This window comes from Paenarthrobacter sp. NEAU-H11 (assembly GCF_050573415.1).
In the GTDB taxonomy this organism is placed as follows: Bacteria; Actinomycetota; Actinomycetes; order Actinomycetales; family Micrococcaceae; genus Arthrobacter.
In genome coordinates this window covers 202,229-214,183 of sequence record NZ_JBNZGA010000004.1, presented here as the reverse complement: position 1 = coordinate 214,183, position 11,955 = coordinate 202,229, and the positions used below count along the sequence as shown (strand labels likewise).

The following is an 11,955-nucleotide window of genomic DNA, read 5'->3' as shown; positions in this document are numbered from 1 at the left end:
GCGGGGCCCACGCAAACGGCGGCTGCCCCCTGGAAGGGGACAGCCGCCGTCGGACGTTGCAGCGCAGGGCGCGGCGCAGGCGCTATTTGGCCTTGGCCGAAACGGTTTCCTTGGCTTCGGCAGCGGCAGGTGCCGTCGCCGTGGAACCGGATCCGGCGGGCACAGCGGCGGGCTCCGGAGCGGGTGCCGGAGCCGGCGCAGCCGCCGGCTTGGGTGCCGGGGCGGCTGCTGCCACGAAGGCGCCCCGGGGGTTGTCCAGGTCCATGAGCTGGGTGGTGTCGCGGCCGGCAAAGAAGGCGATGACCCAGTTCAGGATCACGCGGAACTTGCGCTCGAACGTGGGCATGGCGAGGCCGTGGTAGCCGCGGTGCGCAAGCCACGCGAGGCCGCCCTTGAGGCCGATGCTGCCAACCAGGTTGATGTTGGCGACGCCCTTCCACTCACCGAAGCCGGCTACAGCGCCCAGGTTCTTGTGCTTGTAGTCCTTGAGCGGCTTGTCCCAGCGGGAAGCCCACAGGTTCTTGGCGAGGCGCTTGGCCTGGCGGAGGGCGTGCTGGGCGTTGGGGACGCAGGTGCCGTCCGGGAGGCCCTTGCCGGTGAGGTCCGGAACAGCCGCGACGTCGCCGGCGGCCCAGGCGTTCTCGATGATGCCTTCGTCACCGGCGATGCGGAGGTCCGGCAGGACGCGGACGCGGCCGCGGGGCTCGAGCGGGAAATCGGTGGAGCGGACCATGGGGTTGGCCTGCACGCCGGCGGTCCACACGAGGGTGTCCGCTTCGAACTCCTGGGCCGGGGACTTGTCCGGAAGGTTGATGAGCTTGAGGGTGCCTTCGGCACTGTCCAGCGAGGTGTTCAGGAGCACCTCGATGCCGCGGCTGCGGAGGTGCTCCACAACCCACTCAGCCTGCTTGGCGGTGACCTCGGGCATGATCCGGCCCATGGCCTCAACCAGGACGAAGCGGACTTCCTCCTGCTTGATGCGCGGGTTGTTCCGGACGGCGGCCCGGGCGAGGTCCTCCATCTCGGTGATGCATTCGATGCCGGCAAAGCCGCCGCCGACCACCACGAAGGTGAGGGCCTTGGCGCGGGCAGCGGGATCGGTCATGGTGGAGGCCAGTTCGATGCGCTCCAGGACCTTGTTGCGGAGGGCAACCGCTTCCTCGATGGTCTTCAGGCCGATGCCCTTGTCCGCGAGTCCCTTGATGGGGAACGTACGCGTGATGGCGCCGGCCGCCAGGACGACGTCGAAGTACGGAACATCGAAGGGAGCCCCGCCGTCGGCGGGAGCCACAACCGCGGTGCGGTTCTCGTGGTCGATCGAGGTAACGCGGCCCTGGATCAGTTCGGTCTGCTGGAGGTGCTTGCGGTGGGAGACCACAGCGTGGCGGGCCTCGATGTTTCCGCCGGCTACCTCAGGGAGGAAGGGCTGGTAGGTCATGTAGGGCAGTGGATCCACGAGGGTGACGATGCCACCGGCATTCGCGATCTTCTTCTGCAGTTTGAGTGCTACGTACAGGCCGACGTACCCGCCGCCGACGACGAGTACCCTGGGACGGTCCTGGAGCTCTGGGGTGGTTGCCATGGGTTTAAGAATACAACAGTTTGTGAAAATCTTCACTAACTGGGAGTTCGGCCCGTAATCTCAGGTTTTCCGCGGGATTCCACCCTTTGGACAGCCCCCGTTTCCGCTTCTTCACTGAGCAGGGCGGGGTTCCTGGCGGCCCGGCGCAGCTGGACCGCGGCGGCCGCGATGATCGCCACGAACAGCACGGCAAAGCCAATGACGACGGCGGCGCCGATGGCACTGTCACGCTTCGAGGGCGCCTCAGCTGCAGGCACCGTTGCTTCGGGCAGCGTGGGGACTGCGCTGGGAACGTCGGTGGTGGGCAGCGGCGCGGGAGAAGCCAGGTTTCCCCTGCGGTGGACCCTGATCCATTCGGCGATGGACCCCAGCGGGTTGCCGGTGACTTCCGGGACATCGTCCTTCAGCGCCGCCTCGGCGTTCAGCACGCCAAAGCCGTACAGCGGATCCTTCCCCGGCGCCCCGGCATCCTTGGCCGTGGACACAATCCTGTTGATCACCTGCTCTGCGCTCATGGCCGGCCACTTGGAGCGGATCAGTGCCGCCACGCCGGAAACAATGGGGGCACTGCCGGACGTTCCGGCCCATTCGGCGTAGCCACCGCCCGGAAGGCCGCCCAGCAGGTTCTCCGCCGGGGCGGCCACGCCGATGCTGATGCCCTGGGAGGAGGCGTCAACGCTGGCCACGCCTTTGCGGTCCAGGCCGGCGACCGTGAGGACCCCGGGGATGGTGGCCGGAGCCCCCACCTGGATGTTGCCGCCCACCCGGTTCCCGGCAGCCGCGACGATGACCACGTCCTTCTGCTCGGCGTAAAGGAACGCCGCATCCCAGCTCTGGGGCCACTGCGGAGTGGTGCTGCCGAGCGAGATATTGATGACCTTTGCCCCGTTGTCCACCGCCCAGCGGACAGCTTCCGGGATCTGGTCCTGGTCGCTCTTGCCGGAGGGGTTGGTGGAACCCAGCCACGTGGAGACGGAGAGGAGCTGCGCCTCGGGTGCCACGCCTACGATTCCTTCCGGGGGCAGGCCGGCCGGGCCGGGCGCCGGGCTGGGGCTGGCACTGGCCGGCTGGTGTCCGCGTCCGGCAAGCATCGTGGCCACCAGGGTGCCGTGTTCCGGCTTCACGCCCACGCTTTTCTGTCCGTCCGGCTGGCCCGAGCCGGAGGCGTCGTAGCCGCCGATCACGGCGCCCTTCAGGTCAGGGTGCTGCGCGTCAATGCCGCTGTCGATGATGGCCACCTTGACCCCCGCACCCTTGGAAACTTCCCAGGCCTTGGTGATGCCGGACTCAGGAAGCCAGTACTGCTTGTCCCGCCATTCGTCCGCGTGCGCTGCGGGAGCGGCGAAGAGGCCGGTACCCAGGCAGCAGGCAGCCAGGAGCAGGGCAAGCAGCGCTGCGGCGGCACGGCGAAGCGGGGGCGTCGCCCGTGGAATGAAGTAGTGCATCCGCTCAGCCGATGCTCAGGGCGATGCCGTCGAGGATGTCGTGCTCACTGGCGGTAGCTGTGGCGACGCGGCCGCCGGTCAGCTCCCCCAGCTGTTCCAGGATGCGCCGCCACACCAGCCCTCCGGCACCGATCACGTCGACCCGCCCGGGGTGCATGTAGGGCAGTGCGGCCCGCTCCGACCTGGTCATCTCCAGAAGGCCGGTGGAGGCCGCCCGGACGGTTTCCAGGGGCAGTTCGGTGCCGTGGATTGCAGCCGGCGAGTACTCGGCCAGTCCGAGCGCGTGTGCGGTGATGGTGGTGATGGACCCGGCAACACCGACGACGGCGGTGGCGCGTTCCAGCGGCACGTCGCGGCGGGCGCGGGCGATGGCTGCGTCCACGTCCGCTTCGGCGTCCGCTATCTGTTGGGCAGTGGGGGGATCGTCCTGGAGGTGCCGCTCAGTCAGGCGGACGCAACCGATATCCACGGACTTTGCGGCCGTGACCCCGGCAGCCGTACCCAGGACGAACTCGGTGCTGCCGCCGCCCAGGTCCACCACCAGCACCTCGTGCCCGTCCAGGATGGGCAGCACGCTGCTGGCTCCGGCAAAGGACAAGGCGGCTTCCTCGTCGCCGGAGATCACTTCGGGCTCCACGCCAAGCAGGTCGCGGATCCCGTCCACGAAGACCTGCCGGTTGCGTGCGTCGCGGCTGGCCGAGGTTGCAACAAAACGGACCCTGGCGGCGCCGTGGTCGCGGATGAGCGCAGCATAGTCAGCGGTTGCCGCAAACGTGCGCTCCAGCGCCTCCGGTGCCAGCTCGCCCGTTGCGTCCACCCCCTGGCCCAGCCGCACCACGCGCATTTCCCGCACCACGTCCTTGAGCGAGGTGGTGCCGTTGGTCCGTTCAACGTCGGCAATCAGGAGGCGGATGGAGTTGGTGCCGCAGTCAATGGCCGCAACGCGTGTCACTCCGCGGCTCCAGCCGTGTCGGCGGATTTCCGCACCGGGGCCGGCCGGCCCACGATGTCCGGCAAACCCTGCGGCCCGTGGCGGCTCAGGTCCCTGGACGGTGCCTCGCCCGTGGTGTCCCAGGCGCCGTCGCAGTAGCACCTGTCCGCGGTCCACCATTCGGTGATGCCGGCCAGCGCCTGGTCCCCGAGCGGGTTGACCCCGGGCCCGGCGGCCAGGGAATGCCCCACCAGGACGTGCAGGCATTTGACGCGCGTGGGCATGCCTCCGGCGGAGATACCGTCAATCTCGGGGACAGCCCCGATGCCGGACCGTTCCCCGATGGCGTCGCGGGCCGCGAGGTAGTCTTCGTGTGCTGCGCGGTAGGCCGCGGACAGTTCTTCATCACCGGCCAGCTGCTCATTCATCTCGTTCATGACGCCTGCGGCTTCGAGCCGCGACACCGCTGAGGTGATGACCGGGTGTGTCAGGTAAAAGGTGGTGGGAAACGGAGTCCCGTTGCTGAGCCGGGGAGCCGTGGCGGCCACGAGCGGATTGCCGCAGACGCAGCGGGCAGGAATTTCCACCACATCACGGACCGGCCGTCCCAGCTGGCGGCTCAGGACTTCAAGATCGTGCGCTGATGGTTGGCGGGATTCGTCCCGGGCGGCTGCCGTGTTGTGTTCCACTGTGGCGGGCCGTCCTTCCTGTTGCGGTTCAGTCTGTAGCCGCGCGCGTGATGGACTCCCACAGGGAATCCACCCACGGCAGATCGGCGGGGTCTTGTGTTGCTGCACCGGCCTGGCTGCTGGTTTCTCCGGCCGGCAGATCGCTGCCGAAGACCCAGTAGCCGGTTTCTCCCGGCATAACCATGTTAATGCGGTCGCGGGCCTGCTGCTTCACGTAGTTGGGGTCCTGCCAGCGGGACACCTGCTGCCGCAGGGTGTCGCCTTCCGCCTGGCGGGCGGCAATATCGGCATTCAGCGCGTCAATCTCGGCCTTCTTGTCGAAGAAGATCTTCACTGTGGGCGCAAGCATGATGGTGATGGCAATCATCACCACGGCCAGCGCCAGCATCCGCCCGGAGAACGCCTTGGCCGGTACCGGCTGCTGGTCTTCGTCGTCTGCGGGAGCCGCCGGGCCTGCCTTGCCGTCGGTGGCGCTGCTGCCCTTGCGGCGGGCCTGTTCAGGCCCCTTGCGGGAGGCCTGGTCCCGGCGTCCGGCTGCGGTGCCGGCCGGTTGTGCGCCGGCCGCGTCTCCTGCCGTCGTGTCCTTGCCCGGGCCGAAGTCCGCGAGGATGACGTCCGCGCCCTCGGGGGCTTCCTTTGCGGCGCGGGATGGGGCGACCTTGGGAACTTTGGGACGGCGGGTAGCCATGACACTCCTGAAACGCGCAGCCTGCCTGGGCCGCCACTATCTGGGCTGAAACAAATGCTGCCGAAACAGCAACGGTGGCTATGGTCTTTCAACCATAGCCACCGTTGTTTGCTTTACGCGGCTACTAGCCCTTGAAACGCGGGAACGCGCTGCGGCCTGCGTAGCGGGCGGCGTCGTCGAGTTCCTCTTCGATGCGCAGCAGCTGGTTGTACTTGGCCACGCGCTCGGAGCGGGCCGGGGCGCCGGTCTTGATCTGGCCGGCGTTGGTGGCCACCGAGATGTCGGCGATGGTGGTGTCCTCGGTTTCGCCGGAGCGGTGCGAGGTGATGGTGGTGTAGCCGGCACGCTGGGCCAGGCTGACGGCGTCGAGCGTCTCGGTCAGGGAACCGATCTGGTTGACCTTCACCAGGAGAGAGTTGGCGGTCTTGGTGTCGATGCCGCGCTGCAGGATGGAGGGGTTGGTGACGAAGAGGTCGTCGCCCACCAGCTGCACCTTGTCGCCGATGGAGTCGGTGAGGGTCTTCCAGCCGTCCCAGTCGTTCTCGTCCAGCGGGTCCTCGATGGAGACCAGCGGGTAGTCCGCCACGAGTTCGGCGTAGTAGGCGCTCATCTCGGCGGAGGTCAGGGACTTGCCTTCGAACTGGTAGGCGCCGTCGGTGAAGAACTCCGAGGAGGCCACGTCCAGGGCCAGCGCGATGTCCTTGCCCGGGGTGTAGCCGGCGTTCTTGATGGCTTCCTGGATCAGGTCCAGTGCTGCACGGTTGGACGGCAGGTTCGGCGCGAAGCCGCCTTCGTCGCCCAGGCCGGTAGCGAGGCCCTTTTCCTTCAGGACGGACTTGAGCGCGTGGTAGACCTCAACGCCCCAGCGGAGGCCCTCGGAGAAGGTTTCGGCACCCAGCGGCACAACCATGAATTCCTGGATATCGACGTCGGAATCCGCGTGGGAGCCGCCGTTGAGGATGTTCATGAGCGGCACGGGCAGGACGTGCGCGTTCGGTCCGCCGAGGTACTTGTAGAGGGGCAGGTCCGCGGAGGCGGCGGCTGCGTTGGCAACGGCCAGGGAAACGCCCAGGATGGCGTTGGCGCCCAGCTTGCCCTTGTTCGGGGTACCGTCCAGGTCCAGCATGGCCTGGTCGATGCTGCGCTGGTCGGTGGCGTCGAAGCCGGTCAGGGCCGGAGCGATCTGGTCGATGATCGCGTCCACGGCCTTCTGGACGCCCTTGCCGAGGTAACGGCCCTTGTCGCCGTCGCGCAGTTCAACAGCCTCGTGCTCACCGGTGGAAGCACCGGAGGGAACTGCGGCGCGGCCGATCTGGCCGTCGGAGAGCAGTACCTCAACTTCTACGGTCGGGTTGCCACGGGAATCGAGGATCTCGCGGGCGTGGATGGCATCGATAAGCGCCATGAATTTTGCTCCTTATGGGCGATTAACGGGGGGATCTTGCAGAAAGACTCGACGTACTCGTCACAGACCAGCGTAGTCGAGAGTGGTCCGGGTTACGGAAAACTATCCACCCCCGGACGTCATGATGGTGCGGCTAACTTTGTTGGTGCTGCTGCGGGACGTGCTGCTGGTACTTCCGCACGGCGCCGCGGAGGGCGCGCTCAGCGTCGAATCCGTTGGCGTGTGCGGCGCGTACGACGGCGAGCAGCAGCTCGCCGAGTTCTTCTTCCGTTTCCGGGATGGGAGCCTGTGCAGGCAGTTCGACGCCTGCCCTTGCCGCGCGGTCGATGGACTTCTGCGCCCTCGCGAGCGCCGGCAGGGCCAGCGGGATCCCTTCGAACGGATCCTGCCGCTCCGGCCGCTCCGCCCGCTTCACCGCATCCCACTTCTGCACGATCTCCTCGACCGTTGCGGGAAAGCTGTCCTGCAGTGAGCCGTCCGGGCGGAACACGTGCGGGTTGCGGCGGACCATCTTGGCACCCAGGCCGCGCGCGACGTCGTCGAACGTGAAGGCGCCGCGTTCCTCAGCGAGGCGGGCGTGCAGGACCACCTGAAGCAGGACGTCGCCCAGCTCGCCCTGGAGCTCGACGTCGAAATCCTTCTCCGCCGGCACGCCGGCCTCGATGGTCTCGGCCACCTCGAACGCCTCTTCCAGCAGGTATTCCACCAGGGAGGCGTGCGTCAGGGCGCCCATCCACGGGCAGTGTTCCCGCAGTTGCGCTATGACCGCCACCAGTCCTTCGGCGGGAGTTTCAGCCAAGGTTCGCGTAGGTGTCGTTGATGTACTCCACCAGGGCTTCCTTCTCCTCGAGCGGCAGGAAGGCAGCCTCGGCCGCGTTGAGCGTCAGCTCCAGCAGGTCATCGAGGTCGTAGTCGAAGGTTTCCACCAGCAGTTCGAACTCGTCGGTCAGGGTGACACCGCTCATCAGCCGGTTGTCGGTGTTGATGGTGACGTTGAAGCCGAGCTGGTAGAGCATGTCCAGGGGATGGCTTTCGATGCCCTCGCCGAACCCGGCAATCGCACCGGTCTGGAGGTTGGAGGAGGGGCAGATTTCCAGGGCGATGCCGCGGTCGCGGATCCAGCTGGAGAGGTCGCCCAGGGTGACCAGGCCAATCGTGTCCTCTGCATCGTCGTCGAACTCCACCATGATGTCCTCGGCAATCCGGACGCCGTGTCCCAGCCGCAGGGCGCGGCCGTCCACCAGGGCGGACTGGATGCTGTCCAGCCCGGCGGCCTCGCCGGCGTGCACGGTGGCCGGGAAGTTCTGCTGGGCCAGGTAGGTGAAGGCGTCCCGGAAACGGGAAGGCAGGAAGCCGTCCTCGGCTCCGGCGATGTCGAAGCCGACGGCGCCCTTGTTGCGGTGGCGGACGGCGAGTTCAGCGATCTCCTGCCCGCGGTCCGCGTGGCGCATGGCGGTGATGAGCTGGCCCACCTGGATCTCGCGTCCGCTCTCCCCTACGGCTTCGACGCCGGCTTCGAGTCCCTCCTGCACGGCCTCCACCGCCTGGTCCAGCGTGAGGCCCTTCTGGAGGTGCTGCTCGGGCGCCCACCGGACTTCGCCGTACACCACGCCGTCGTCAGCGAGGTCCTCAACGAACTCCTTGGCCACCCGGAACAGGCCTTCGTGGGTCTGCATGACGGCAACGGTGTGGTCAAACGTTTCCAGGTAGCGGACCAGCGAGCCGGAGTTGGCGGACTCCCGGAACCATTCGCCCAGCGCCACGGGATCGGTGGAAGGCAGCGTGTGGCCAACGGCCTCGGCCAGTTCGATGATGGTGGCCGGACGCAGTCCTCCGTCCAGGTGGTCGTGGAGGGAGACCTTCGGGAGGTTCTTCAGGTCGAAATCGATGGCAGGGGCAGCGTCAACAATGGGCTCAGTCACCTTCCCACCTTAGGGTGGGCGGGAGTTCAAAGCCAGCCGCTAATTAGCGGCTGGCTTGCCGTCCCGGGCCGCAGGAGCGAGGATGGCCGAGCTGCCGTTACCGGGTCCCCGGGCGCCGGAGGGACCGCCGTCAAGCCACTCATCAACCTCTTCGGCGTCGTTGCGGGCAAGGTGCTTGTGCCACCAGCGCAGGACGTGGTCGATGAGGATGCCGAGCACGATGGCGAAGACCACGGCTATGCCCGCGCTGAGCAGCGGATTGTGGTGGAGCCAGGGGAACGAACTGGCCAGCAGGCCGATGCCAATCGAATAGCCCACCCACGTGATGCAGGCGAAGGCATCCAGCAGGAAGAAGCGCCGGTGGGCGAAGCCCGTGCTGCCGGCCACGTAGTTGACGGCCACCCGGCCCCACGGAATGTAGCGGGCAGTAAAGATCAGCACGGCGCCGCGCTTTTCGAGCTCGTAGCGGGCCCAGCCGAAGGCTTTCTGGACCTTGGGGCGGCGCATCCACTTCCACCGGTCCAGGCCAATCCGCCGTCCGAGCATAAACGCCATATTGTCCCCGGCAATGGCCCCAACCAGGGCTGTCAGGCCGAGGATCCAAAGATTGGGCTCCCCGCTGTGCCGGGAAAAGGCCGCCAGTGCCACGATCAGGGTCTCGCTGGGGACCACCATCGCGAAGCCGTCAACGAAGAAGAACACGAGCAGTATCGGGTAAATCCACCACTGACCAGCTGCATGGAGCACGGCCTCATTAATAAACTCCACGCGGGTCTTGCTCCTATGCAAAATGGCATAGCCGTAAGTGGCGCAGCCAAAGCGGAAATCGTTCCTAAGTGTCCCATGGCCAAGGCGCGATTCGCTACGCCCTGGCCTTCCTGGAACAACGCTTCAACTACGCTTCCGGTTCCTTCATCCGTTCCACCATCGGAGGTCGGCGACGGAGGCGGTTGATGCCCAGGTCCACGAGGATCCCCAGCGCCACGGCGCAGATGATGGCGATGGCGGCGCCCAAAAGGTGGTTGTCCTCGAACCACTGCCCGAAAAACAGCCCGATCCCCACGGAGTAGCCGGCCCAGAGGGTCGCGGACAGAACGGTGAGGCCGATGAAACGCACGTGGGGGTAATGCGTGAAGCCCGCTGTCAGGTTCACTGCCACCCTCCCGATCGGAACGAACCTCGCCACGAGGATGAGCGAGGCCGGACGCTTCCGCAGTTCCCTGCCCGCCCACCGGAAGGCGCTCTGCATCCGGGGGTTACGCATCCACCCCCATCTCCTGGTGCCGACCTTGCGGCCGATCAGATAGGCAATGTTGTCCCCCGAGAATGCCCCCAGTGCAGCCACCAGCATCAGGACCCAGGGGTTGGGGACGTCCGCGGTGGCGGCAACGGCGGCGAGGCCCACCACCACCGACTCGCTGGGGATGGGCGGAAAGAAGCCGTCAATGACGCAGCAGGCCAGCACCAGGACCAGCACCCAGGGCTGCCCGGCTGCGGCGAGGATGAAGTCATTGATGGCCTGCATGGATCCCTATGCTATTCGGTCGATGATCAGCCGCTGCGCCGGCCGCGATCCCTCGGGCGCAATGACCACTGCGTGCTCCAGCGCCTCCTTCGCCCGCGCGAACCGTTCCGGGGTGTCCGTGAGCAGCGTCATCAGGGGCTCGCCGGCCCGGACCACGGCGCCGGGCTTGGCGTGCATCCGGACCCCGGCACCGGCCTGCACGGCGTCCTCCTTGCGGGCACGGCCGGCGCCCAGGCGCCAGGCTGCAACACCGACGGCCAGGGCATCAAGTTCCACAAGCACGCCGTCCGCCGGGGCGTAGACCACCTCGGACTCCCGGGCCGCCGGAAGCTTGGCCCGCGGATCGCCGCCCTGGGCTTCGATCATGCGGTTCCAGACATCCATGGCGCGGCCGTCCTTGAGGGCGGCGGCCGGATCTGCGTCGTTCACTCCCGCCGAGGCCAGCATTTCCTCGGCGAGCCTGACGGTCAGCTCCACCACGTCCTCCGGGCCGCCGCCGGCAAGCACCTCCAAGGATTCTTCGACCTCGATGGCGTTGCCCGCGGTCAGTCCCAGCGGGGTATCCATGTTGGTGAGCAGTGCCACGGTGTTCACTCCTGCGTCCTTGCCCAGCGCCACCATGGTCTCGGCAAGCTCCCGGGCCCTGGCCTCATCCTTCATGAAGGCGCCGCTGCCCACCTTCACGTCCAGGACCAGGGAGCCGGTCCCTTCCGCGATTTTCTTGCTCATGATGGAGGAGGCAATCAAGGGAATGGCTTCAACCGTGCCCGTGACGTCCCGCAGTGCGTACAGCTTCCGGTCCGCCGGGGCCAGGCCGGCGCCGGCGGCGCAGATCACCGCGCCCACGTCCTGGAGCTGGGCCAGGATTTCCTCATTGCTGAGGGAGGCACGCCAGCCAGGGATGGATTCAAGCTTGTCCAGGGTGCCGCCGGTGTGGCCAAGGCCCCGGCCGGAGAGCTGCGGTACGGCGACCCCGAAAACCGCAACCAACGGCGCGAGCGGCAGGGTGATCTTGTCCCCCACGCCCCCCGTGGAATGCTTGTCAGACGTGTACTTCAGGCCGCCGTCAGGCCGGCGAAGGCTGGAGAAATCCATGCGTTCGCCGGACGCGATCATCGCAGCGGTCCACCGGGCGATCTCGGTGCGGTCCATGCCGTTGAGCAGGATGGCCATGTTCAGGGCTGCCATCTGTTCGTCCGCGATGGCGCCGCGGGTGTAGGCATCGATGGTCCAGTCGATCTGTTCCGGGCTGAGGGTGCCCTTGTCCCGCTTTACGCGGATGATGTCGACGGCGTCGAAGGGTTCGGCAATGTTGTCCACTGCGCGGGTCTCTGTCACCTTGTCAGTCATTATGTTTCCTTCAGGTGTTCGGGACCGAAGGCGTCAGGCAACACCTGGTCCATGGACTTGATGCCCTGGGTCGTCATGAGCTCCATGTCCGGGGCGCGGAACTCGTACAGCAGCTGGCGGCAGCGTCCACAGGGCATGAGGATGTTGCCGCTGCCGTCCACGCAGTAGAAGGCGCGGAGCAGCCCGCCGCCGGTCATGTGCAGGTTGCCCACCAGCGCGCACTCGGCACAGAGGGTAAGGCCGTAGCTGGCGTTCTCTACATTGCAGCCGCTGACAATACGGCCGTCGTGGGTCAGTGCCGCCGCTCCCACCGGGAACTTCGAGTAGGGAACGTAGGCGTGGCGCATGGCGGCGACGGCGGATGCCTCCAGCGCGGCCCAGTCAACCGGCCGCGCGGCGCCCGCAGTGCTGTCCACGA

The 11,955-nt window shown here is 67.1% G+C and carries 12 protein-coding genes; all 12 read right to left on the bottom strand.

The features are described from left to right. Nucleotides 1-82: 82 nt before the first annotated feature. On the bottom strand, nucleotides 83-1,582 hold the full coding sequence (locus ACQ3DC_RS07420) for an NAD(P)/FAD-dependent oxidoreductase (protein ID WP_430751934.1): 1,500 nt from the start codon (nucleotides 1,580-1,582) through the stop codon (nucleotides 83-85). 35 nt (nucleotides 1,583-1,617) lie between these two features. Further along, on the bottom strand, nucleotides 1,618-3,027 hold the full coding sequence (locus ACQ3DC_RS07415) for a S8 family serine peptidase (RefSeq protein WP_157238744.1): 1,410 nt from the start codon (nucleotides 3,025-3,027) through the stop codon (nucleotides 1,618-1,620). A gap of 4 nt (nucleotides 3,028-3,031) precedes the next feature. Further along, nucleotides 3,032-3,979, bottom strand: a complete 948-nt coding sequence (locus ACQ3DC_RS07410; RefSeq protein ID WP_321215715.1) for a Ppx/GppA phosphatase family protein — start codon at nucleotides 3,977-3,979, stop codon at nucleotides 3,032-3,034. After that, nucleotides 3,976-4,647 carry a DUF501 domain-containing protein gene (locus tag ACQ3DC_RS07405; RefSeq protein ID WP_323056235.1) on the bottom strand — a complete coding sequence of 224 codons (672 nt, stop codon included), beginning with the start codon at nucleotides 4,645-4,647 and terminating at the stop codon, nucleotides 3,976-3,978. The genes ACQ3DC_RS07410 and ACQ3DC_RS07405 overlap by 4 nt, the downstream gene beginning before the upstream one ends. 28 nt (nucleotides 4,648-4,675) lie before the next feature. Next, nucleotides 4,676-5,335, bottom strand: coding sequence for an FtsB family cell division protein (locus ACQ3DC_RS07400; protein WP_157238745.1), 660 nt, complete (start codon nucleotides 5,333-5,335; stop codon nucleotides 4,676-4,678). Between the two features lie 124 nt (nucleotides 5,336-5,459). Beyond that, complete coding sequence (gene eno / locus ACQ3DC_RS07395) at nucleotides 5,460-6,740, bottom strand: phosphopyruvate hydratase (RefSeq protein ID WP_157238746.1); 1,281 nt, start codon at nucleotides 6,738-6,740, stop codon at nucleotides 5,460-5,462. 133 nt (nucleotides 6,741-6,873) lie between these two features. Further along, the gene (locus tag ACQ3DC_RS07390) at nucleotides 6,874-7,473 is read right to left on the bottom strand and encodes a MazG nucleotide pyrophosphohydrolase domain-containing protein (protein ID WP_430751960.1); all 600 of its coding nucleotides are present in this window, start codon (nucleotides 7,471-7,473) and stop codon (nucleotides 6,874-6,876) included. A gap of 58 nt (nucleotides 7,474-7,531) precedes the next feature. Then, on the bottom strand, nucleotides 7,532-8,662 hold the full coding sequence (locus tag ACQ3DC_RS07385; RefSeq protein ID WP_323056236.1) for an adenosine deaminase: 1,131 nt from the start codon (nucleotides 8,660-8,662) through the stop codon (nucleotides 7,532-7,534). Between the two features lie 39 nt (nucleotides 8,663-8,701). Next, on the bottom strand, nucleotides 8,702-9,430 hold the full coding sequence (locus ACQ3DC_RS07380) for a DedA family protein (protein ID WP_323056237.1): 729 nt from the start codon (nucleotides 9,428-9,430) through the stop codon (nucleotides 8,702-8,704). Nucleotides 9,431-9,557: 127 nt separating this feature from the next. After that, the gene (locus ACQ3DC_RS07375; protein ID WP_157238748.1) at nucleotides 9,558-10,187 is read right to left on the bottom strand and encodes a DedA family protein; all 630 of its coding nucleotides are present in this window, start codon (nucleotides 10,185-10,187) and stop codon (nucleotides 9,558-9,560) included. A gap of 6 nt (nucleotides 10,188-10,193) precedes the next feature. Further along, nucleotides 10,194-11,537 carry a thymidine phosphorylase gene (locus ACQ3DC_RS07370; RefSeq protein ID WP_157238749.1) on the bottom strand — a complete coding sequence of 448 codons (1,344 nt, stop codon included), beginning with the start codon at nucleotides 11,535-11,537 and terminating at the stop codon, nucleotides 10,194-10,196. Then, nucleotides 11,537-11,953, bottom strand: coding sequence for a cytidine deaminase (locus ACQ3DC_RS07365; protein ID WP_323056238.1), 417 nt, complete (start codon nucleotides 11,951-11,953; stop codon nucleotides 11,537-11,539). Before ACQ3DC_RS07365 ends, ACQ3DC_RS07370 begins: the two co-directional genes overlap by 1 nt. Nucleotides 11,954-11,955 lie beyond the last annotated feature (2 nt).

Bases quoted from the DNA above. Each gene is read 5' to 3' on its own strand.
- ACQ3DC_RS07400 (WP_157238745.1), bottom strand. From the start codon at position 5,335: ATGGCTACCCGCCGTCCCAAAGTTCCCAAGGTCGCCCCATCCCGCGCC.
- ACQ3DC_RS07390 (WP_430751960.1), bottom strand. From the start codon at position 7,473: ATGGGCGCCCTGACGCACGCCTCCCTGGTGGAATACCTGCTGGAAGAG.
- ACQ3DC_RS07370 (WP_157238749.1), bottom strand. From the start codon at position 11,537: ATGACTGACAAGGTGACAGAGACCCGCGCAGTGGACAACATTGCCGAA.
- ACQ3DC_RS07420 (WP_430751934.1), bottom strand. From the start codon at position 1,582: ATGGCAACCACCCCAGAGCTCCAGGACCGTCCCAGGGTACTCGTCGTC.
- eno (WP_157238746.1), bottom strand. From the start codon at position 6,740: ATGGCGCTTATCGATGCCATCCACGCCCGCGAGATCCTCGATTCCCGT.
- ACQ3DC_RS07415 (WP_157238744.1), bottom strand. From the start codon at position 3,027: ATGCACTACTTCATTCCACGGGCGACGCCCCCGCTTCGCCGTGCCGCC.
- ACQ3DC_RS07375 (WP_157238748.1), bottom strand. From the start codon at position 10,187: ATGCAGGCCATCAATGACTTCATCCTCGCCGCAGCCGGGCAGCCCTGG.